Origin of the sequence: Haematobacter genomosp. 1 (genome assembly GCF_002196855.1) — a bacterium.
Lineage (GTDB): Bacteria > Pseudomonadota > Alphaproteobacteria > Rhodobacterales > Rhodobacteraceae > Haematobacter.
In genome coordinates this window covers 39,713-60,802 of the sequence record NZ_NIPW01000012.1, presented here as the reverse complement: position 1 = coordinate 60,802, position 21,090 = coordinate 39,713, and the positions used below count along the sequence as shown (strand labels likewise).

The 21,090-nt window shown below is 65.3% G+C and carries 22 protein-coding genes and 1 tRNA gene; 10 read left to right on the top strand and 13 right to left on the bottom strand.

Annotated features, from left to right (window positions below; translation table 11 throughout):
* Positions 1 to 206 precede the first annotated feature (206 nt).
* Positions 207 to 719, top strand: a complete 513-nt coding sequence (locus CDV49_RS09530; protein WP_088215301.1) for a CHAP domain-containing protein — start codon at positions 207 to 209, stop codon at positions 717 to 719.
* Between the two features lie 81 nt (positions 720 to 800).
* Here CDV49_RS09530 and CDV49_RS09525 read toward each other — a convergent pair whose 3' ends face one another.
* On the bottom strand, positions 801 to 1,034 hold the full coding sequence (locus CDV49_RS09525) for an acyl carrier protein (RefSeq protein ID WP_035708729.1): 234 nt from the start codon (positions 1,032 to 1,034) through the stop codon (positions 801 to 803).
* Between the two features lie 153 nt (positions 1,035 to 1,187).
* Complete coding sequence (fabG, locus tag CDV49_RS09520) at positions 1,188 to 1,922, bottom strand: 3-oxoacyl-[acyl-carrier-protein] reductase (RefSeq protein ID WP_088215300.1); 735 nt, start codon at positions 1,920 to 1,922, stop codon at positions 1,188 to 1,190.
* A 96-nt stretch (positions 1,923 to 2,018) separates the two neighbouring features.
* On the opposite strand from fabG, the gene CDV49_RS09515 reads away from it, so the two are divergent.
* Entirely contained in the window at positions 2,019 to 2,639 is a 621-nt protein-coding gene (locus tag CDV49_RS09515) for a DUF2726 domain-containing protein (protein ID WP_088215299.1), read from the top strand.
* A 4-nt stretch (positions 2,640 to 2,643) separates the two neighbouring features.
* Here CDV49_RS09515 and fabD read toward each other — a convergent pair whose 3' ends face one another.
* Entirely contained in the window at positions 2,644 to 3,582 is a 939-nt protein-coding gene (gene fabD / locus CDV49_RS09510; RefSeq protein ID WP_088215298.1) for an ACP S-malonyltransferase, read from the bottom strand.
* Between the two features lie 204 nt (positions 3,583 to 3,786).
* On the opposite strand from fabD, the gene rpsF reads away from it, so the two are divergent.
* The 3 genes from rpsF to rplI are packed head-to-tail and all read left to right on the top strand — an operon-like array spanning position 3,787 to position 4,995.
* On the top strand, positions 3,787 to 4,164 hold the full coding sequence (gene rpsF, locus CDV49_RS09505; RefSeq protein ID WP_035708738.1) for a 30S ribosomal protein S6: 378 nt from the start codon (positions 3,787 to 3,789) through the stop codon (positions 4,162 to 4,164).
* 20 nt (positions 4,165 to 4,184) lie between these two features.
* Positions 4,185 to 4,412, top strand: a complete 228-nt coding sequence (rpsR, locus tag CDV49_RS09500) for a 30S ribosomal protein S18 (RefSeq protein ID WP_035708741.1) — start codon at positions 4,185 to 4,187, stop codon at positions 4,410 to 4,412.
* A gap of 10 nt (positions 4,413 to 4,422) precedes the next feature.
* Positions 4,423 to 4,995, top strand: a complete 573-nt coding sequence (gene rplI, locus CDV49_RS09495) for a 50S ribosomal protein L9 (RefSeq protein WP_088215297.1) — start codon at positions 4,423 to 4,425, stop codon at positions 4,993 to 4,995.
* Between the two features lie 890 nt (positions 4,996 to 5,885).
* Here the strand turns inward: rplI and tig are convergent.
* The gene (gene tig, locus CDV49_RS09490; protein ID WP_088215296.1) at positions 5,886 to 7,214 is read right to left on the bottom strand and encodes a trigger factor; all 1,329 of its coding nucleotides are present in this window, start codon (positions 7,212 to 7,214) and stop codon (positions 5,886 to 5,888) included.
* 225 nt (positions 7,215 to 7,439) lie between these two features.
* Between tig and CDV49_RS09485 the strand changes: the two genes are divergently transcribed.
* Positions 7,440 to 7,523: transfer RNA gene (locus CDV49_RS09485), tRNA-Leu, on the top strand.
* Positions 7,524 to 7,655: 132 nt separating this feature from the next.
* Here the strand turns inward: CDV49_RS09485 and CDV49_RS20985 are convergent.
* Together CDV49_RS20985 and CDV49_RS09480 are read right to left on the bottom strand one after the other, a co-directional pair.
* Entirely contained in the window at positions 7,656 to 8,114 is a 459-nt protein-coding gene (locus CDV49_RS20985; protein WP_306424943.1) for an ADP-dependent NAD(P)H-hydrate dehydratase, read from the bottom strand.
* Positions 8,077 to 9,189, bottom strand: a complete 1,113-nt coding sequence (locus tag CDV49_RS09480; protein WP_306424942.1) for an NAD(P)H-hydrate epimerase — start codon at positions 9,187 to 9,189, stop codon at positions 8,077 to 8,079. Before CDV49_RS09480 ends, CDV49_RS20985 begins: the two co-directional genes overlap by 38 nt.
* Positions 9,190 to 9,361: 172 nt before the next feature.
* Between CDV49_RS09480 and CDV49_RS09475 the strand changes: the two genes are divergently transcribed.
* From CDV49_RS09475 to CDV49_RS09465, 3 genes are all read left to right on the top strand, one after another.
* Positions 9,362 to 9,700 carry a P-II family nitrogen regulator gene (locus tag CDV49_RS09475; protein ID WP_035741620.1) on the top strand — a complete coding sequence of 113 codons (339 nt, stop codon included), beginning with the start codon at positions 9,362 to 9,364 and terminating at the stop codon, positions 9,698 to 9,700.
* 78 nt (positions 9,701 to 9,778) lie between these two features.
* Entirely contained in the window at positions 9,779 to 11,185 is a 1,407-nt protein-coding gene (gene glnA / locus CDV49_RS09470; protein WP_088215295.1) for a type I glutamate--ammonia ligase, read from the top strand.
* A gap of 78 nt (positions 11,186 to 11,263) precedes the next feature.
* Positions 11,264 to 11,557, top strand: coding sequence for a putative quinol monooxygenase (locus CDV49_RS09465; protein WP_088215294.1), 294 nt, complete (start codon positions 11,264 to 11,266; stop codon positions 11,555 to 11,557).
* 207 nt (positions 11,558 to 11,764) lie between these two features.
* On the opposite strand, the gene CDV49_RS09460 is transcribed toward CDV49_RS09465, so the two are convergent.
* The 7 genes from CDV49_RS09460 to CDV49_RS09430 form a co-directional block, all read right to left on the bottom strand.
* Positions 11,765 to 12,163, bottom strand: coding sequence for a VOC family protein (locus CDV49_RS09460; RefSeq protein WP_088215293.1), 399 nt, complete (start codon positions 12,161 to 12,163; stop codon positions 11,765 to 11,767).
* 99 nt (positions 12,164 to 12,262) lie between these two features.
* Positions 12,263 to 13,771: a DegQ family serine endoprotease gene (locus CDV49_RS09455; RefSeq protein ID WP_373447796.1), complete on the bottom strand. Its 1,509-nt coding sequence runs from the start codon at positions 13,769 to 13,771 to the stop codon at positions 12,263 to 12,265.
* 246 nt (positions 13,772 to 14,017) lie between these two features.
* Positions 14,018 to 14,899 (bottom strand): protease modulator HflC, encoded by an 882-nt coding sequence (gene hflC / locus CDV49_RS09450; RefSeq protein ID WP_088215292.1) that lies wholly within the window; start codon positions 14,897 to 14,899, stop codon positions 14,018 to 14,020.
* Positions 14,899 to 16,080 carry an FtsH protease activity modulator HflK gene (hflK, locus tag CDV49_RS09445; protein WP_088215291.1) on the bottom strand — a complete coding sequence of 394 codons (1,182 nt, stop codon included), beginning with the start codon at positions 16,078 to 16,080 and terminating at the stop codon, positions 14,899 to 14,901. Before hflK ends, hflC begins: the two co-directional genes overlap by 1 nt.
* A gap of 94 nt (positions 16,081 to 16,174) precedes the next feature.
* Positions 16,175 to 17,530, bottom strand: a complete 1,356-nt coding sequence (gene gor / locus CDV49_RS09440; RefSeq protein ID WP_088215290.1) for a glutathione-disulfide reductase — start codon at positions 17,528 to 17,530, stop codon at positions 16,175 to 16,177.
* A gap of 10 nt (positions 17,531 to 17,540) precedes the next feature.
* A complete protein-coding gene (gene rpiA, locus CDV49_RS09435) occupies positions 17,541 to 18,317 on the bottom strand; it encodes a ribose-5-phosphate isomerase RpiA (RefSeq protein WP_088215289.1) in 777 nt (258 codons plus the stop codon).
* Between the two features lie 100 nt (positions 18,318 to 18,417).
* On the bottom strand, positions 18,418 to 19,254 hold the full coding sequence (locus CDV49_RS09430; RefSeq protein ID WP_088215288.1) for an alpha/beta fold hydrolase: 837 nt from the start codon (positions 19,252 to 19,254) through the stop codon (positions 18,418 to 18,420).
* Between the two features lie 126 nt (positions 19,255 to 19,380).
* Between CDV49_RS09430 and CDV49_RS09425 the strand changes: the two genes are divergently transcribed.
* On the top strand, positions 19,381 to 20,724 hold the full coding sequence (locus CDV49_RS09425) for an Nramp family divalent metal transporter (RefSeq protein ID WP_088215287.1): 1,344 nt from the start codon (positions 19,381 to 19,383) through the stop codon (positions 20,722 to 20,724).
* Positions 20,725 to 21,090 lie beyond the last annotated feature (366 nt).

Below are 21,090 nucleotides of genomic sequence, written 5' to 3'. Positions count from 1 at the left end.
CCGGGCGGGCCCGGATTGCTGAGCGCCATCGGCGGAGATTTGCCGCACTTTCCCATCCGTCAGCAGGAGTTTGCTAACGCTTTCCCAGCCATCTTGCGAAGTGCCGAGGATCCCGGATTCTCCCTGGATTGCGAGATCACGGCAAAGCAAGCCGGCGGCGTCTGAGGGACATTATGAACGGAAAACGAGTCGGAAAAACCGGCCAGATGGCCTTTGTTCTCCTGACGGCCGCAGTTCTGGGCGCCTGCGCCGCGCCTGCCCGGGAAATTGGCAGCCGTCAGGGGATGGAGCCGGGGCGGGAGCAACTCGCCCTGATGGAAGTCAAACAGAAGCAGGCGAAGGGGCAGCGCGTCTGGTGCGTGCCCTTCGCGCGCACGGCGAGCGGCATCAACCTTCGGGGGGATGCAAAGACGTGGTGGAACAAGGCGGAAGGCCAGTATGGCCGCGGCAATGCGCCGGAGGTCGGTTCCGTCATGGCTTTCCGCGCGACCCGGGGGATGCCGCTTGGCCATGTCGCGATGGTTTCCGAGCTGGTCTCGCCGCGCAAGATCAAGGTGGATCACGCCAACTGGAGCCGTAACGAAGTATCGCTGCGCATGGCCGTGATCGACGTTTCCGCCAAGAACGACTGGTCCGCCGTACGGGTGGAGAGCCGTCCTGAAAGCTTCGGGCGGGTCTATCCGGTCACCGGCTTCATCTATCCGCAGCAGCACAAGTAACCGCTCCTGCCGAACGCATCCGCCGAACGGAAAAGGGCGCCCATCGGGGCGCCCTTTCCTGTCTCGTCCGAACCCCTGGGGTCAGGAGGCTTCGGTGATGAACTTCACCGCGTCGCCGAAGGTCTGGATCGTCTCGGCCGCGTCGTCCGGGATCTCGATCCCGAACTCTTCTTCGAAAGCCATGACGAGCTCGACGGTGTCGAGGCTGTCCGCCCCGAGGTCGTCGATGAAGGAAGCGTTCTCGGTGACCTTGTCTTCTTCGACGCCGAGATGCTCGACGACGATCTTACGAACGCGATCTGCGATGTCGCTCATTTCAAGTCCTCATATGGTGTCGGGAAGGTTCCCGTCTTTGTCACGTTCCGGGCATGCCGGACCCCTGCACGTACGGGAGTTCCCGGTCAGGTCAGCGGCCTAATATCACAGGAGCGGACGGAGGCAACTGCTTTCCGGTCCACGGCCTGCTGCTCAGATCATCGCCATTCCGCCGTTCACATGCAATGTGGTTCCAGTGACGTAAGCGGCCTCCGGGCTGGAGAGATAGAGGACGGCGGCGGCGATTTCCGCCGGACGTCCCATCCGGCCAGCGGGGATCTGGGCGAGCAGTGCGGATTTCTGCGCCTCGTTCAGCTTGTCTGTCATCGCCGTTTCGATGAAGCCCGGCGCCACCGCGTTCACCGTGATCCCGCGGGACGCCACCTCGGCGGCCAGCGCCTTCGACATGCCCACCATGCCCGCCTTGGAAGCGGCGTAGTTGCCCTGCCCCGCGTTGCCTGTCGTCCCTACGACGGAGGAGATGTTCACGATCCGGCCCCAGCGCGCCTTCATCATGCCGCGCAGCACGCCACGGCAGAGCAGGAAGGTGGAGGTCAGGTTGACGTCGATCACCGACTGCCACTCCTCATCCGACATGCGCATGAACAGGTTGTCGCGCGTGATGCCCGCGTTGTTGACGAGGATGTCGACACTGCCGAGCGCTTCCACCGCGCGCTTGGGGAGTTCCTCCACCTGCGCCCGATCAGAGAGGTTGCAGGGCAGCACCGGAGCATTTCCGAGCTTCGCCGAAAGCGCCTCCAGCGGCTCGACCCGCGTACCGGAGAGCGCGACCTTCGCACCCGCATTGTACAAAATCTGGGCGATCTCGGCACCAATGCCACCCGAGGCGCCTGTTATGAGCGCATTTTTCCCTTCAAGGTTGAACATCTTAGCCTCTTGTTTATCTTTACGTGCATACGATAGGCAGACGCATCAGCGAGTTGCCCTTACGGCAACTCCTATCCTGCGAGGGAGAGAATCGCGATGGAGGAAATCAGCATCTCGCTAGATGGCGCAAGGCTGACCCCGGCCCTGTCGGGCACCGCCATCGCGGCGGGAATCGGTCTCACGTTGCTTTTGGTTCTCTCCTGCGCAGCCGCCGCCTACTTTCTTGGACGATCGCGCCGCAAGACGCCATCCCCCATGGCCGACCCGCTGAAGCAGCTTGAGGCGGTGCGGAATGTCGAATTCACCGTAAAGCCCCTCCTTCCGCGGAGCACCGCGCATGTGCTGCCGCTCGTCGAAGCGGCGTTGGCAGAATATGCTCCCGAACACCGCGTCATGGCCCAGGTCGCTCTGCAGGAGGCGATTCAGCCGGTCACCACGACCTCAACCAGCGCCCTGCTTCGTGCCGACCTGTCCATCAAGTCCAAGCGGCTCGACATCGCCGTGATCGACGACATGGGACAGCTTGTCGCAGCTCTGGGCTGCGCGGGGTCGCATTGCAGCCCGATGCGCGATTCGATCCGGCGGGAGGCCCTCCAGAATGCCGGAATACCCTATCTCGACCTGAACGAGGTGCAGGACGAGCTCGCGATCTGCAGTTTCATCGCCCAGAAAGTGGCAGGCGCGACGGCGCCGAGGGCGCTCAGCTCCGCCGCCTGACCCTTTACTTGAGGGAGGCCGCAGCCGCGGCGACTTCCTCTGGCGTGCCTACGGTTCGCGTGACGCTTTCCTTGGCAATGCGGCGAATCATCCCCGAAAGGGCTTTGCCCGCGCCGATTTCCCAGAACTCGGTCACGCCCTGACCCGCCATCCACTGCATCGATTCGCGCCAGCGGACCGATCCGGTGACCTGCTCCACCAGCAGCTGCCGAATCGCTTCGGGGTCGGTTACCGCCTCTGCCCGCACGTTGGAGACGACGGGCACCGCCGGGGCTGCGACCGCCACCCCGGACAGCGCTTCCGCCATTGCATCGGCGGCGGGCTGCATCAGGGAGGAATGGAACGGCGCGCTGACCGGCAGAAGGATCGCCCGCTTGGCTCCCCGCCCCTTGGCAATCTCGACAGCCCGCTCGACCGCCGCCCGTGTGCCGGAGATGACGACCTGCGCCGGATCATTGTCGTTGGCCGCCTGCACGACCCCGCCTTCCGCCGCAGCTTCCGCGGCAACCTCGGTCGCGGCCGCAAAATCCAGGCCCAGAAGGGCCGCCATCGCACCCTCTCCTACCGGAACAGCCGCCTGCATCGCGCGGCCCCGCAGCTTCAGGAGCCGCGCCGTATCCGCAAGGCCGATGGCCTCCGCCGCGCAAAGCGCCGAGTACTCACCAAGCGAATGCCCCGCGACATAGGCCGCAGCGCCGATCGCCACGCCCTCCGACTCCAGCGCCCGCATCGCGGCGATCGAGGTCGCCATCAGCGCGGGCTGGGCATTCTCGGTCAGCGTCAGCTCATCCTGGTTCCCTTCCCAGACGAGGCGGGACAGGGACTGGCCGAGCGCCTCATCCACCTCCGCGAACACCGCGCGCGCGGCGGGATAGCTCTCCGCCAGCGCCCGCCCCATGCCGATGGTCTGGGCCCCTTGCCCCGGAAACACGAATGCGCGCATGTCTATCTCCCTTTTGCGTCTCGCGGATACCCGCTCCCGACCCGTCCTGCAACGCCTGGCACCGCGCTTTGCCCTTGTTCTGCGACGCCTGCCGTGTATAAGGCGACCTTCCTTCCGCTGGTCACGAAACCGGCGCAGACTCTCGTGGGCGGATGCGGAAGGTTAAGTCCCGCCCTATGAAATGCGCCTGACAATGGAGCCTACATGCCGCTTTACGAGCATGTCCTCATCGCGCGTCAGGATCTGTCCAACGCGCAGGCCGAAGGCCTCATCGAACATTTCTCCACGGTTCTCGCGGATAACGGCGGCAAGGTCGTTGAAAACGAGTACTGGGGCGTCAAGACGATGGCCTACAAGATCAACAAGAACCGCAAGGGGCATTACGCCTTCCTGAAGTCCGACGCGCCCGCCGCGGCGGTGCAGGAGATGGAGCGTCTCGCCCGTCTGCATGACGACGTGATGCGCGTGCTGACCGTGAAGGTCGAAAAGCACGAGGATGGCCCGTCGGTGCAGATGCAGAAGCGCGACGACCGTGAGCGTGGCGACCGCGGTGATCGCGGCGACCGTCCGCGTCGTTTCTGATCTCGAAAGGATATTGATCCATGGCCAACAAACCCTTCTTCCGCCGCCGCAAGGTCGATCCGTTCGGGGGCGATAACGCGCCCAAGATCGACTACAAGGACACCCGTCTGCTGCAGCGCTACATCTCCGAACGCGGCAAGATCGTGCCCTCGCGCATCACCGCCGTCTCCGCGAAGAACCAGCGCAAGCTCGCCCAGGCGATCAAGCGGGCGCGTTTCCTTGCGCTCCTCCCCTACGCTGTGAAGTAAGGAGAGAAAGATGCAAGTCATTCTCCTGCAACGCGTTCAGAAACTCGGCCAGATGGGCGAAGTTGTGAACGTCAAGGACGGGTACGCCCGCAACTTCCTGCTGCCGCAGGGCAAGGCGCTCCGCGCCACCGAAGGCAACATCGCGAAGTTCGAAAGCCAGAAGGCGCAGCTCGAGGCCAACAACCTCGAGACGAAGAAAGACGCCGAAGCGATGGGCGAGAAGCTCGACGGTCAGACCTTCGTGCTGATCCGCTCGGCTTCCGATGCTGGGGCGCTCTACGGCTCCGTCACCACCCGCGACGTGGCGGATGCTGCGACCGCTGACGGTTTCACGCTGAACCGCGCGCAGGTGTCGCTGGATCGCCCGATCAAGGATCTCGGCGTCCATCCGGTCACCGTCGTTCTGCACCCGGAAGTTTCCGTCTCCATCGCCGTGAACGTTGCGCGTTCCGCCGAAGAAGCGGAACTTCAGGCGTCCGGCAAGTCGATCCAGGAACTCGCTGCCGAAGCCGAAGCGGCGGCCGATTTCGAGATCGCGGAACTGTTCGACGACCTCGGCGGGGCGGCCTCCGACGAGGAGTGATCCTCTGGAGCCGACCTGTGGAAAGGCCGCGTCCCACGGACGCGGCCTTTTGCTTTGCTGCCGGGTATCCGCCCTTGCCAAGTCCCGTCACATTGCCGCGGACAATTCAGCCTCCGTCCATCGGCAGGGTGTAGCGCACATCAGCTTTCACGTGCGATACAACGGATAATGCTTCTCCAATTGCGGTGAGGAGTTCTCGCCCACGAATAGTCATCTCAGGGGGCCTCTCGTTGCCCTCCGGCTTTGTGTCGATGCACCCTCACATGATCCAGCGCCTTGCCGCCCGTCTTGTTTGGGGGCCGTAGGCGTGGCGCCGTGGTCTTTGCCGTTCCGATTGCGCCCGTAACCTCTGACACCGTGCTGCCCGGCGGCGCCGCGACGGGCTCCATCCTCTCGTCGCCGCGCGCTGTTCATCCGCGATCTTGGGCAGCCTTGCGAGAGCGGTCATCTCCTCCGAACCCGGCGCCATGATACCATCCCCTCATGGAGAGGGAATCGCGTAGGCGCTCTGCGGTATTGATCGGGGAGGTCAGCGGAGGGGCGTGTTCCCCCTCGCGATGCACCCGGAAGCCCAATCGGGCCGGATACCATGGGCTATCCCGCCCTTCACGGGACCGCGCAAGGCACTCAAAGGACGTGAGCACCCCTCCTTTCCCTCTTTGGCAGGATTGTCGGGCTGCCAGCCATAACAACATCCCTCGTGCAAGCTGCGCTGTGCCGCAACGCGAGCTGCGGACTTAAGTCGCCGAGTCGTCGTCACGGACCGCATCTTGCGGATGCGGTCGCCTTCCACATTCCCGAACGCTCCCCCCCCGACTGGCAGACGCGGCATCAACGAGAAAGGCCGCGCCTTTCGGCGCGGCCTTCGGATCATGCGACGACGGCGGGGATCAGACTTCGTCCAGCGCCTCGATGGCCTTCTGGAGATCGTCCTTCGTGATCTCCTTGTCCGTCACCTTCGCGCCTTCGACGATGTAGTCAACGACCTTGTCCTCGAAAATCGGCGCGCGGAGCTGCTGCTGCATCTGCGGGTTCTTCTGCACGAATTCGAAGAACGCGCGCTCCTGCCCGGGATACTGACGGGCCTGCGCGAGCACGGCCTGCGTCATCTCCGCGTCGGTGACGTCGATGTTCTCCTTGCGGCCCAGTTCGGCGAGCAGCAGGCCCAGACGCACCCGGCGCTCGGCGAGCTTGCGGTGTTCATCACTCACTTCGATGTTGCCGTGGTCATGGGTGTGCACCTCCGGGTGCTCCTCATGCCAGAGCTGGTGGGCGATCTGGTTCGCCTCGGCTTCCACCAGCGTCGGCGGAAGGTCGAAGGCGACCTTGCCGTCAAGCTGGTCGAGCAGCGCGCGCTTCAGCACCTGACGCGCTGCGCCGGTGTATTCGGCTTCCAGACGCTCCTTGATCTGCGACTTGAGCTGCGCGAGATCCTCGGCGCCGAATTTCTTCGCCAGCTCGTCGTCGATCTCGGCGGTTTTCGGTGCCTTCACGCCCTTCACGGTGACGGTGAAGACAGCGGCCTTGCCGGCCAGATGCGGGGCGCCGTATTGCTCGGGGAAGCTGACGTCCACGTCCTTCTCGTCACCGGTCTTCACGCCGACGAGCTGCTCCTCGAACCCCGGGATGAAGGAGCCGGAGCCCAGAACCAGCGGATAATCCTCCGCGGAGCCGCCCTCGAAAGCTTCGCCATCCACCTTGCCGACGAAGTCGATCACGACCTGATCGCCATCCTCGGCCGCGCCGTCCTTGTCCTCGTAGGATTTGGCGGTTTCGGCGAGATTCTGCAGAGCCTCATCGACGGAAGCGTCATCGGCCTTCACGACCAGACGCTCCAGCGCGATTTCCCCCCGGTCGAAGCCCGGGATCTCGGGCAGCGCCTCATAGGTGAAGTTGACGACCACGTCGTCGCCTTCCTTCCAGGTCTCGCCGTCCTGCATCTTCACGTCGGGCTGGAGGGCCGGGCGGTCGCCGGACTGCTCGAAATGCTCCTTCATCGCGCCGTCGATGGTGTCCTGCATGGCATCGCCCAGCAAACGCGGGCCGAATTGCTTCTTCAGCATCGCCATCGGCACCTTGCCCTTGCGGAAGCCTTTCAGCTCAACCTCGGGCTGCGCTTCGATGAGCTTTTCCTGCACCTTGGCTTCCAGCTCGGCTGCCGTCACCGTGATCTGGTAACCGCGCTTAAGGCCTTCGTTCAGGGTCTCGGTGACCTGCATATATCCGTCCTTTTCCTCTCTGGTGCGGGTGAAGGGACTCGAACCCCCACGCCTTGCGGCGCCAGAATCCAAATCTGTTCACCTCGCGATTGGGTGGCCTTTTATTGAGGTTTTGGGCGGATGGGAAGAAGAAAGCAGCGTTACGCGATCAGGGTGGCCACAACTTTGGTCACAGGTTTTGTGCCAGTTGACGAGGCACACCGAGCACTAGATACAGACACGAGTGCGGGCGTGGCGGAATGGTAGACGCAGCAGGTTTAGGTCCTGCCACCGCAAGGTGTGGGGGTTCGAGTCCCTTCGCCCGCACCAGCCAACCCTCCAGTCGCGTCCGGTCGTGCTCTTCCCGCCCTTCCCGGAGGTCCGGCACACAGCTCCCACCGGGCCCTTCCAGCCCGTGATTTCCTGTCAGGCTTCGGCAGGACGGCGAGAGGAAAAGCGGTTTTACCGCCCCTCCGCGCCACCCTTCCTTTTGGCACCCACACCCAGCGCGCGCAGGCACTCGGGCACCCTGTCGGGCAGGTCTTCCGCGATGAGGCCGGGGCCGAAACGGCGCGCCGCATCGGCATGCAACCAGACAGCGGTCCGCGCGGCCCGACCGGGAGGGAACCCGCGCGCCAGCAGCCCCGCGATCAGCCCGGCGAGCACATCCCCCGACCCCGCCGTGGCCAGCCATGGCGCGGCCTCCTCCGCCACCGCGGCATGGAGCCAGACCGCACCGGACGGCTCCGCGATCACGGTGACCGCTCCCTTGAGCAGAACGGTGGCCCCCGCCCGCGCCGCCGCTTCGCGCACCAGATCAACGCGGCTTTCGCCCTGGGCCAGACGGTCGCCAAGGTCGGGGAACAGCCGGGCGAACTCTCCCTCATGCGGGGTCAGAACGGCGGGGGTGGCAAGCGGCATCCTCCCGCCGCTCTGCCAGCGCGGTCAATGCATCCGCGTCCAGAACCACGGCCGGGGCGGTGAGGGCCTGCGCCAGCACGCTCGCCGCCCGCGCGACGCCAAAGCCGGGGCCGAGGCAAAGGGCGGTGACACGACGATCCGCCAGCAGCGCGGGGAGTTCCGCGGCCGCCCGGATCATCACCGCATCAAGACGCGCCGCGTTCTCGGCCACGGCCTCCGGCGGACAGACCAGCGTCACCAGTCCCGCTCCCACCCGGAGCGCGCTCCGCGCCGCCAGCCGCGCCGCGCCCCCCGCGCCCACCGGACCGCAGAGGATCAGCGCATGGCCGTGACGGAACTTGTGGCCGGCGGTCGCCTTGTCCAGCGTATCGGCCTCTGGCCGCTCCAGACGCCTGACCGGGGGGAGATCACCACGCCATGCGTCGTTCTCCGGTCGCAGCCCGATGTCCACGACGGCGAGCCGGCCGGCAATCTCCGCCCCCGGCAGAAGCAGGTGGCCCCGTTTCGGCGCGTGAAAGGTCACCGTCAGGTCCATCGGCGCGATCTCCGCCCCCTGCCGGCCAGTATCCGCATCCACCCCCGACGCGATGTCCACGGCGACCCGCAGCCAGCCCTCCCGCCGCGACAGACGGTCGAGCAGCTCCAGCACGGGCGGACGGTCCCACAGGCCCCGGAAGCCGATGCCATAGACCGCGTCGATCACCACGCCGGGCGGCTGTTGCGCAAGGCTATCCGCCTCCCAGCGCGAGGTTTCCGAAATTTGCCGCCAGCGCCGGAAGTTTTCCGCGGCCGCAGGGGACATGCGGTCGAGCACGCCGAAATGCGCCGCCTCCACCTGCCAGCCCAGCCCGTGCAGCAGCCGCGCCACGACATAGCCATCCCCGCCGTTGTTGCCTGGCCCGCAGGCCACAAGCGCGCGTCGCGGCAGGCCGCCCCGCCGCATCCCCTCCTCCAGAATGGCGGCAACGACCCCCTGCCCCGCCCGCTCCATCAGGTCGAGCGGAGTTGCGGCGCCGGACCGGAAAGCCGTGTCCTCGATGGCGCGCATTTGGGCAGATGTCAGAACTTCTGTCATAATTCATGCCAATCTGTTTTCATTTCGCCCGCTGCGTAATCTTAATGCACATTTTATGTGCGATTATTTGCCGATTTTCCGCTATCCCTCCGAAGCTTTCGGGAGGCGCATTGTCCCGCCGCCGCGAAAATGGTCTGACAGCAACGGTATAGTCCGAGGGAGTCGCCACACCATGAAGAAAGTCGAAGCGATCATAAAACCCTTCAAGCTCGATGAGGTGAAGGAAGCGCTTCAGGAAGTCGGTGTTCAGGGGCTCTCCGTGATCGAAGTCAAGGGGTTCGGGCGCCAGAAGGGCCATACCGAGCTCTATCGCGGTGCCGAATATGTGGTGGATTTCCTGCCCAAGGTGAAGATCGAGGTGGTTCTGACCGACGATCAGGTCGATGCCGCCGTCGAGGCGATCATCTCCGCCGCACGGACCGACAAGATCGGCGACGGGAAGATCTTCATCTCGCCGGTCGAACAGGCCATCCGCATCCGCACGGGTGAGACCGGCGACGACGCCGTCTGATCCGCCAGAAGAATACGCCGGGAGCGCGCGTGGCGCCTCTCCGGCCAAGGACTGCTCAACAGAAGGAAACGACGCCAGATGAGCAACGAGAAGGTTCTCCAGATCCTGAAGGACGAGGATGTCGAATATGTCGATATCCGCTTCACGGACCCGCGGGGCAAGCTCCAGCACGTGACGGTCATGGCGGACCAGGTCGATGAGGACTTCCTGACGGAAGGCTTCATGTTCGACGGCTCCTCCATCGCCGGCTGGAAATCCATCGACCAGTCCGACATGAAGCTGATGCCGGACACCGAATCGGGCTATATCGACCCGTTCTACGCGGAAAAGACGCTCTGCATTCACTGCAACGTCGTCGAGCCCGACACGATGGAGCCCTACTCCCGCGATCCGCGCTCCACGGCGCTGAAGGCGGAAGCCTACCTGAAGTCCACGGGCATCGGCGACACGTCCTACTGGGGACCGGAAGCCGAATTCTTCGTCTTCGACGACGTGCGCTATGCCGTGTCGATGAACAAGGTGGCGTTCGAGGTCGATGCCGTCGATGGCGCCTGGAACACCGACACCGCCTACGAGATGGGCAACATGGGTCACCGTCCCGGCATCAAGGGCGGCTACTTCCCGGTGAACCCGATCGACCCGGCGCAGGATCTGCGGTCCGAAATGCTCTCCACCATGAAGCGGATGGGCATGAAGGTGGACAAGCACCACCACGAAGTGGCGTCCAACCAGCACGAACTCGGCCTGATCTTCGGTTCGCTGACCAAGCAGGCAGACGAGCTGCTCAAATACAAATACGTCATCCAGAACGTCGCTGCCGCCTATGGCAAGTCGGTGACCTTCATGCCGAAGCCGATGCGCGGCGACAACGGCACCGGGATGCACGTGAACATGTCGATCTGGAAGGACGGCAAGCCGCTCTTCGCCGGTGACAAATACGCGGACCTCAGCCAGGAAGCCCTGTGGTTCATCGGGGGCGTCCTGAAGCATGCCAAGGCGCTGAACGCGATCACCAACCCGTCCACCAACTCCTACAAGCGCCTGATCCCCGGCTTCGAAGCCCCGGTTCTGCGCGCCTACTCCGCCCGCAACCGCTCGGGCTGCGTGCGTATTCCGTGGTCGGAATCGCCCAAGGCCAAACGTGTGGAAGCCCGCTTCCCCGATCCGTCGGCGAACCCCTACCTGTGCTTCTCCGCGCTGCTCATGGCGGGCATCGACGGGATCAAGAACAAGATCGACCCGGGCCCGGCCTCCGACAAGGACCTTTACGATCTGCCGCCGGAAGAACTGGCGACCATCCCGACCGTCTGCGGCTCGCTGCGCGAGGCGCTGACCGAACTGGAAGCGGATCACGAGTTCCTGCTCGCGGGCGACGTGTTCACCAAGGACCAGCTCGAAGGCTACATGGCCCTCAAGTGGGAAGAAGTGTATAACTACGAGCACACCCCCCACCCGATCGAATACCAGATGTATTACTCCTGCTAAGGCAGGATGGGACAGTGATACCGAAACCCCCGGAGGCGAGTCCTCCGGGGGTTTTTCATATGCCTTGGGGAGGAGCGGATGGAGGACAACGAGACCGTGGTGCTGACCGGGTGGCTGCTCTGCGCCACGATGGCGGATGCCGATCTGGCCGCGGCGCTGCTGGATGAGCACACCCGGCTCAGCCGCGCGGAGCCGGGTTGCCTGTCCTTCGAGGTCGTGCGTTCCATGTCCGATCCCATGCGCTTCGCCGTCAGGGAAGCCTTCGTCGATCGCGCGGCCTTCACTGCACATCAGGAGCGGGTGAAGGCCTCCGACTGGGGGCGACAGACGGCCCATATCGAGCGCGACTACCGCATCGAACGCGGGGAATAGCAGAGACCCTGCCCTGACGGGGGGCCGGCAGGGTGCAACCCACTCGACCGTGGCGGGCTGCTGACAAGATCCTGAAGTGTCGTGTCATGTGCCGGTAATCGGAAAATTGAACCGGAAATCCTTCGAAAGATATGGATTTCCGGCTTTTTTGTCAGATTTAGAACAATTTCCGCTCAAGCGCAGGCCAAAAGCCTTTTCAGCAGCCCGTCAGGTCTGTCCAGGCCAAGCTGCATTCTGAAGCACGACGCGATAGCCGTCGGGATCCTCGAATGTCCTGCCGCTTCTGTCCCAATAGGGGTTGAAAGACGACACCGGCTCATGCCCCTCGCGCCGCAGACGCCCGACGGCCGCCTGCCATTCCGCGGGGTCCGGGATGTAGAAGACCAGCAGATTGTCCTGTGTCGGCGCACGCCCCGCTGGATGACCAGACTTCCGCGTGAACTCAAGGTGATAGGCCAGTCCCGGCCTGCCCAGCATGACGCCATCGAACCCGTCGTGCGCCTCGAAACTGGCGATGACCTCAAATCCCAGACCATCACGGTAAAACGCGACCACGGCCTCCAGATCGTCACTCGGCCGCGCGATGCGAAGCGCCTGCGCCTCCATCACGCGAACCGTTCGTTGCTGAACATGCGAAGGCCCCTCATGCACAAGGGCCGGGCCCGAAACACGGACCCGGCCCCCCGGAGATATCACCTGATGATGTCACACCTGATCGACGGAGAGCGCCACGAAGCGCGGCTCACCCTCGCGGCGGATGAGGAGGAGAAGCGATTTGCGCCCCGCGTCCTTGGCCTCGGAAATCCGGGCCTCCAGATCCTTCGGCGAGGAGACCTTCTGCTGCCCCGCCTCGGTGATGAGATCGCCGTTGCGCAGACCCTTTTCAAAGGCTTCGCTGCCATCGTCGATGCCGGTGATCACCAGACCGTCGGTGCCGTTCGGCACTTCAAGCTGCTTGCGCATTTCGGGCGTCAGCGTGGTGACGGTCATGCCGAGAAGCGTCTGCTCCTTCTGCGCCTGCGGTGCAGCGGCTGCGGGAACCACCTTCGCGCCTTCGGCTTCCTCACGGCGGCCAAGCGTCAGCTCCACCGTCACAGGCTTGCCCTCGCGCGTGAGGGCGACCTCCACCTTCTTGCCGACCTCCGTGGCGCCGACCTGACGGACGAGTTCGCGGGTATCGTTCACCTTCACTCCGTCGAACTGGGTGATGACATCGCCCGATTTGATCCCGGCAACCTCCGCCGGCCCCTGCGGAACATCGGTCACGAGGGCGCCGCCCGCGCTCGCCAGCCCCATGGATTCGGCGATATCCGGCGTCACGTCCTGAATGCGCACACCAAGCCAGCCGCGCCGCGTCTCGCCAAACTCCTTAAGCTGATCGACCACGCGGGACACGACCGCCGAGGACATGGCGAAACCGATCCCGATGGACCCCCCGTTGGGGCTGAGGATCGCGGTATTCACCCCGATCACCTCACCATCCATGTCGAAGAGCGGCCCGCCGGAGTTCCCCCGGTTGATCGCCGCGTCGGTCTGAATGTAGTCGTCATAGGTGCCCTGCAGCGCCCGCCCTCGGGCAGAGACGATGCCGGAGGAAACGGAGAAACCCTGCCCCAGCGGGTTACCGACGGCCATTACCGGCTCGCCCACGCGGATCCGGTTGGAATCGCCGAATTTCACGAAGGGAAGCTGCTTGGCATCCTCCACCTTCAGGAGGGCGATGTCGGTGTTGGGATCGGTGCCCACGACCTTGGCATCCAGCTTCTCGCCTGCGTAGGTCTCGATCTGGATCTGGTCCGCGCCCTCGATGACGTGGTTGTTGGTGACGATGAAACCGTCGGCGGAGATGATGAAGCCCGAGCCGAGCGCTTGGCTCCGCCGCGGAACCGGACGGGCGCCTTCTCCGCCACCTTGGCCGGGGGGCATGAAGTCACGGAAGAAATCCTCGAACGGCGATCCCGGGGGAACGCCGGGGATCCCGCCCTGCGTGGAGGTGGCGACGGTGGATGTGGTGGTGATGTTGACCACCGCCGGGCTGACCCGCTCCGCGAGGTCGGCAAAGCTCAGCGGGGTCCCGTTCGGGGCGGTCTGAGCGAAGGCGGGGGGCGCGAGAACCGGCACCAGCGCCGTGCTCAGGCCCAGCCCGGCGACCAGCCCAAGGGCCAGCAAGGCGCGCGCCGGGGCACTGCGCAGCGATTGTGATTTGACGACCAAGGACGACACTCCGAGCTCCTTCCTCTTCAGGGTTCGGCGAAGCAACTAGCTCCCGAACCGTCTCCTCCTATGTGGGACCTGTGCGCTTTCGCCGCAAATCAACGACCGTCGCGGTGTCTCAATTCGGTGTGAAACTTCGTAACATGAAGGGTTTCACGGGTGGTTGGAGAGAGCAAGCGCTTCGTGAAGGCCCGAATGAAAAGGCCTACCAATGAAAAGGCCGGTCGCTGGGACCGGCCTTTTCCATCAGTTCGCGGGTTGGGTGCCGCTGTCGCTTCGGAAGAACTCGAAGAACTCGCTTCCGGGGCTCATCACCACGGAGGTGTTGTTCTGCTGAAGCGCATTCTCATAGGCGGTGAGCGACCGGGTAAAGGCGAAGAACTCCGGGTCACGGCCGAATGCCTCGGCATAGATGCGGTTCCGCTCTGCATCGGCCTCACCGCGGACGACCTCACTCTGACGGCGGGCGTCGGAGACAAGCTCCGTCACCGTCCGGTCGGCCAGCGCCTGAATACGCTGCGCGGCCTCGTTCCCGCGCGCGATCTCGTCGGCGGCCTCCCGCTCCCGCTCCGCCCGCATCCGGGCAAAGGTCGCGGCGAGGTTTTGCTCCGGCAGGTCGGTGCGGGTCAGGCGCACGTCGATCACCTCGATCCCGAGCGCCTGCGCCTGCACGCGGGCCTGATCGCGGATGCGGTTCATAAGCGGGGTCCGATCCTCCGAGAGCACCGCCCCGGACGGCACGGACCCCAGAACCTCACGGATTTCCGCATTCAGGATCCGCTCCAACCGCGCCTGTGCCGCGCGCTCGCCCTCGACGCCGACGGCCTCGCGGAAGCGCACCACATCGGCGATACGCCAGCGGGCGAAGGCATCGACGACCAGACGACGGTCGTCGAGCGGCGTGATCTCCGCCGGTTGCGTGGGCAGGCTCAGGATCCGCCCATCATAGCGGACGACTTCCTGAATGAAGGGGATCTTCACATACATCCCCGGGTCCTCGCGAACCGCCTTCACCTCTCCGAACTGGAGGACCAGAACCCGTTCCCGCTCATCGACGATGAAGATGGAGGACAGGCCCAGAACGGCCAGAAGAACAACGACGACAATGCCGATGGTGGAGCGTTTCATCAGTTGTTCCCCCCGTTCGTCGTCGCGGCCCCGGCAGCGCCGGCGGCGGGCATCTGCGGCATGGCCCGGTTGCCCAGCGGCAGAAGCGGCAGCACGCCCTGCCCGTTCTCGCCGTTCACGCCATCGACGATCACCTTGTCCACGCGGCCGAAGACGCGCTCCATGGTTTCCAGATACATCCGGCGACGGGTTACGTCGGGCGCATTCCGGTATTCGTCATAGACGGAGACGAAGCGGCTCGCCTCACCCTGCGCCACGTTGACGGCCTGCGCGCGGTAGCCCTCGGCCTCTTCCAGCACGCGGGCGCTTTCCCCCCGCGCCCCGGCAAGCACGCGGTTCGCATAGGCATCCGCCTGATTCTGGAGCCGGTCGCGTTCCTGACGCGCCGCCTGCACCTGACGGAAGCTGTCGATCACCTCGGACGGCGGGTCGGCGCGGTCGAAGTTGACCCGGATGATGTTGATGCCGCTGTCATAGGTGTCCAGCGTCGATTGCACCGCCTGTTGCAGGTCGGAGGCGATGATCCCCCGGTCCCGGTTCAGGATCGGCGCCATCTGCGAGCGCGCGATGATGTCGCGCATGGCGCTTTCCGAAACGGCGCGGATCGTGTCCATCGGATCGGCGAGGTTGAACAGGTATTTCGACGGATCGTTGATGTTCCAGACGACCTGGAACTCCGTATCCACGAGGTTCTCGTCCTGCGTGAGCATCAGCCCGTCGGAGCGGCGGGAATTGGCGTTGGAGCCGATGTCCAGCGTGCGCTCGCCGGTGACGGAGAAGATCTCCCGTGTCACCACCGGCCAGGGCGCGAAGTTCAGACCGGGTTCCCCGGTCTTGTAGTAGCGTCCGAACAGCAGCTCGACCGAGCGCTCTTCCTGCCGGACCGTATAGAAGGAGAGCGCGAGCCAGCCGATGAACAGCGCGCCGATCGCCAGAAACACGCCCTTGCGCGTGATGCCCAGACCGGGGCCGGACTGGCGCGGGCCGCCGGAGCCGGTCCCGCGACCGCCCATCAGCACGCGGAGCTGCTCCTGCCCCTTCTTCATGATCTGGTCGAGTTCGGGAATCTGCGGACCTTCACCGGGGCGCCGGTTCCCGCCGCGGGGATCGTCCCCCCGGTTGTCGCCGCCACCGCCGCCTGATCCTCCGCCCCCCCAGGGGCCGCCGGAATGTCCTGCCATTAATCCGGTTTCCTTCCTCTCCGCCTCGGTTCCGCACTGGTGCGAGGTGCCAACTGTGGACTATCGCCGCTCATGTCAAGCGCCGGAGGGTGCGTCACCATGACCGGGAGGGCGCCTTCATGGTGACCAGTTCCTCCGCCATCGTGGGGTGAACGGCCACGGTTCTGTCGAAGTCTTCCTTGGTCGCGCCCATCTTCACCGCAATCGCGGCAAGCTGGATCATCTCCCCCGCTTCCGGTGCGACGATGTGACACCCGAGCACGCGGCGGCTCTCGCTGTCCACCACCAGTTTCATCAGCACCCGGTCCTCCCGCCCCGCGAAGAGCGTCCGCATCGGTCGGAAGGCGGTGGAGTAGATCTGCACTCCGCCCCGTTCCCGCCCTTCCTGCTCCGTCATGCCGATCCCGGCCATTTCCGGTTGGGTGAACACGGCGGAGGGGACAAGGTCATGATCCGCCTTCGTGGGGGTACCGTGGAACACGGTCTCGGCGAACGCCTGCCCCTCCCGGATGGCGACGGGGGTGAGGTTCACCCGGTCGGTCACGTCGCCTACCGCATAGATGGAGGGGACGGAGGTCTGCGACCACTCGTCCACCGCGATGGCCCCGGACTTGCGCAGCCGCACGCCCAGCGCCTCCAACCCCAGCCCGCCGGTCGAGGGCACCCGGCCGGTGGCGTAGAGCACCCGCCCATAGTCCCCCTGTCCCCCATCGGCGAAGGCGACGCGCACGCCATCCGCAGCGGGGTGCAGCGCCGCCACATCCGTCTCCGTGCGGATGTCGATGCCCGCGCCCCGCATCGCGGCGGAGACATGGCCGCGGACCTCCTCATCGAAGGCCCGCAGGATCTGCGGCCCACGGTAGGCCAGTGTCACATCCACGCCCAGACTGTTGAGAATGCAGGCGAATTCGCAGGCGATATACCCTCCGCCCACCACGAGGATGGAGCGCGGCAGTTCCTCCATCAGGAACATGTCGTTGGAGGTGGAGGCAAGCTCCCGCCCCGGGATCTCCGGGATGAAGGGCGCGCCGCCCGTGGCGATCAGGATATGCTTCGCGGTGAACCGCTCACCGCTGTCGAGCCGGACGGTATGTGCATCCTCCAGCACCGCGCGGGCAGGATGGATGGTGACACCCGCCCGCTCCAGATTGGCGCGGTAGATCGCCTCGAGCCGGTCCAGCTCGTCATGCAGCGCCTTGCGGAAGCGGCTCCAGTCAAAGCTGCCGATGCTCGCATCCCAGCCGTAGGCCCGCGCATCCTCCACCACCGCCGGAAAGGAGGAGGCGAAGACCATCAGCTTCTTCGGCACGCAGCCGCGGATGACACAGGTGCCGCCCACGCGGTATTCCTCCGCGACGGCAACCCTTGCGCCGGACTGCGCCGCCACACGGGCCGCGCGCACGCCGCCGGAACCCGCGCCGATCACGAACAGGTCGAGGTCGAAGGACATGCGACTGCTCCTAGAGATCCGCGAAGATGTTGTCGCCCTCGCCCAGATCGCTCCGTTCGATGGAGACGGTCCCGGCATCAAGGTCGCGCAGTTCCACCCGCCCGTCGGCATGGCCAATAACCACGGTATCGCAGATGTCGATGAAAAGCCCGTTCTCCACCACGCCGGGGATCTGGTTCAGCATGAGCGCCAGAGAGCCGGGATTGCCGATCCGTGCGAGCGAGAGATCGAAGATATGGTTGCCCTCGTCCGTGACGAAAGGCCGCTCCCCCGCCATCCGCAAGGTAAGGGTGCGGCCCATCACGTCCTGCCCGGCCAGAACCTCCTCGATCAGCGTGCGGGTGGCCTGCATGCCGAAGGGGATCACCTCCACCGGCAGGTCGAAGGCGCCGAGCATGCCGACTTCCTTGGCCGCATCCGCGATGACGATCATCCGGTCGGAGGCCGTCGCCACGATCTTCTCCCGCAGCAGCGCCCCGCCGCCGCCCTTGACAAGGTTGAGCGCCCCGTCGAATTCATCCGCCCCGTCGATGGTCACGTCGAGCCAGCCGGCCTCATCCAGCGTGGTGAGCGGGATGCCGAGTTCCCGCGCCAGATCCGCCGTGCGCGTGGAGGTCGGCACCGCCGTGACGCGAAGCCCCTCCTCCCGCACCACTTCGCCCAGCCGTCGCACCATGAAGGCAGCGGTTGAGCCGGTGCCCAGACCCACCTTCATTCCGTCCTCGATGAAGTCCACGGCGCGGCGGGCGGCAACGACCTTGGCCCGGTCGATGGGGGAGAGGGACATGGCAGGCTCCTTGCTTTGCCTGCCGTTATAGCAAGTTGTGACCGCCCTGCGAGAGCCAATTGCCGGGACGGCCGCGCAGGGGTCATGGTCCTTTCGGCGGTCAGCGCAGGAAGGCCAGCAGATCCGCCGTCAGCCGCTCCTTGTGAGAGGCCTGCAACCCGTGCGGCCCGCCCTCATACTCCACAAGCTGGCTGTTGGCGATGCCACGCGCCGCGACACGGGCGGAGGCGTCGATCGGCACCGTCTTGTCGCCCGTTCCGTGGATGATGAGCGTCGGCATGGTGAAAGCCGTCAGGTCGGGGCGGAAATCCGTGGTCGCAAAGGCTTCCGCACAGGCCAGCGTGGCCTTGAGGCTCGCCTGCATCGCGAGATTGCAGGACCATTGAACAACCTCGTCGCTGACGCCGCCGGTCAGCAGACCACCGCCCTGCATCAGCGTCTTGCCGTAAAAGGTCTTGAAGAAGTCGGCGAAGAAATAGGCGCGGTCCTCCCTCATGCCCTTTGCCATCTCGTCGAACACCTCCTGCGGCGTGCCGTCGGGATTGTCCGGGGTCTTCAGCATGTAGGGCACCACGGAGGAAACCAGCCCCGCCGCCCAGATCCGCGCGGAGCCGTGACGGGACAGGTAGCGCGCGACCTCTCCGCCCCCCATGGAAAAGCCGACGAGCGCCGCATCCCCGGCGCCGGTGGCCGCCAGAACATCCGCCAGATCGTCGGCCAGCGTATCGTAGTCATAGCCCGTCCACGGCTGCTCCGACCGTCCGAAGCCGCGCCGGTCATAGGCGATCACCCGATGGCCCGCGGCAGCCAGCGCCATCCCGGTATCGTCCCATGTATCCGAAGACAGCGGCCAGCCATGCAGCAGCACCACAGGCCGCCCCTGTCCCCAGTCCTTCACATAGAGCCTGGTCCCGTCGCGGGTCTCGATCATCGCCATCTGCATCTCCTGTGCTGTCCGAAGCGAACGGGCCGCTGCGGGGTTTGTTCCTTGCCCCGCATTTCCGTTGACAGGGCGCAGGGCGCGCCTAGATTGCGAACGCTTCTCAATTTCAGGCACCTCCCCATGCCGGACAATTTCAGACTGAGCGAGATCGGCTCCGGCTCCGGCTGGCGGCAGGACCGGGGGGAGGCCGCGCTCTCGGACGTGCATTCGAGCGTCGCGGTGCCCAAGGGCCGCTGGCGGCGCTTCGCCGCCTTCATCGGGCCGGGCTACATGGTCGCCGTGGGCTATATGGACCCCGGCAACTGGGCGACCTCGCTCGCAGGGGGATCGCGCTTCGGCTACACCCTGCTGTTCGTGGCGCTGCTGTCGAACATCATGGCCATCGTGCTCCAGTCGCTCTGCGCCCGGCTGGCCATCGGCTCGGGCCGCGATCTGGCGCAGGCCTGTCGGGATGCCTTTCCGCGATGGGTTTCCGTCCCCCTCTGGGCTGCGGCGGAGATCGCGATCATCGCCACCGACATCGCCGAAGTGATCGGAACGGCCATCGGGCTGAACCTGCTGTTCGGCGTGCCGCTGGAACTCGGCGTGCTGCTCACATCGCTCGATGTGTTCCTGATCCTGTGGTTGCAGCGCAAGGGCTTCCGCTGGCTGGAGGCGTTCGTCATCGCCCTTCTGGGGGTGATCACCTTCAGCTTCTGCGTGCAGATCCTCCTTGCCCATCCCGACTGGGGCGGCGTGCTGCGCGGTTTCTTCCCCACGACGGAAGTCCTGCGGAACCCGGAGATGCTGTATCTCGCCCTCGGCATCCTCGGGGCCACCGTCATGCCGCACAATCTCTACTTGCATTCCGCCATCGTCCAGACCCGCGCCTATGGCGATACGGTGGCGGAGAAGCGGGCCGCGCTGACCTATTCGACGCTGGATTCGACCATCGCGCTGATGTTCGCGCTGCTCATCAATGCCGCCATCCTGATCCTTGCCGCCGCGAGCTTTCACGGTGCGGGACATACCGAACTCGCGGAGATCGACGATGCGCACAAGCTTCTCGGCCCGCTCCTCGGCTCCGCCATCGCGCCCACGCTCTTTGCCGTGGCGCTTTTGTGTTGCGGGCTGAACTCCACGGTGACGGCGACGCTCGCCGGTCAGGCGGTGATGGAGGGGTTTCTCCAGATCCGGCTGAAGCCGTGGATCCGGCGGATGGTCACGCGCGCCATCGCCATCCTTCCCGCCGTCGCCGTCACCCTGCTTTACGGGCCGCGCGCGACGGGGGAGTTGCTGATCCTGACGCAGGTGGTGCTCAGCCTCCAGCTTTCCTTCGCCGTGGTGCCGCTGGTGCTGTTCACCAGCGACCGGCGGAAGATGGGCGCCCTCGTCGCTCCCCGCTGGCTCGGCATCACCGCATGGACGATCGCGGCGATCATCGTGGCGCTGAACGCCAAGCTGGTGCTGGATTTCCTCGGCTGAAACGCAACCGGCGAGAACCGGCGAGCCCCGCCCCTCCGCAGCCACGTCTCCTCACCGAACCGCTTCCGGGCGCGTGCCCGACACCAGTCCCCGCCCTTCCGGCACCGAACAGAACGGGCCGATTCGAACGGTGGGGCAGCATGGGTGGGGCAACATGACAGCCCGCACCACCCGTTTCCGGGATGAGCAGCGGTCGGTGTGGCCCGGCGCACCGGATGACACGGCCAAACCGGGCGATACGGCCATATCTGGCGACACGGTCAGACCGGCGCGACCCTGTCCGGCACCGGTCCCCCGTCTGGCCACCGGTCTCGCCACCCACGTGGCCACCGGTCTGGCCATCCATCTAGCCATCAAACACGGATG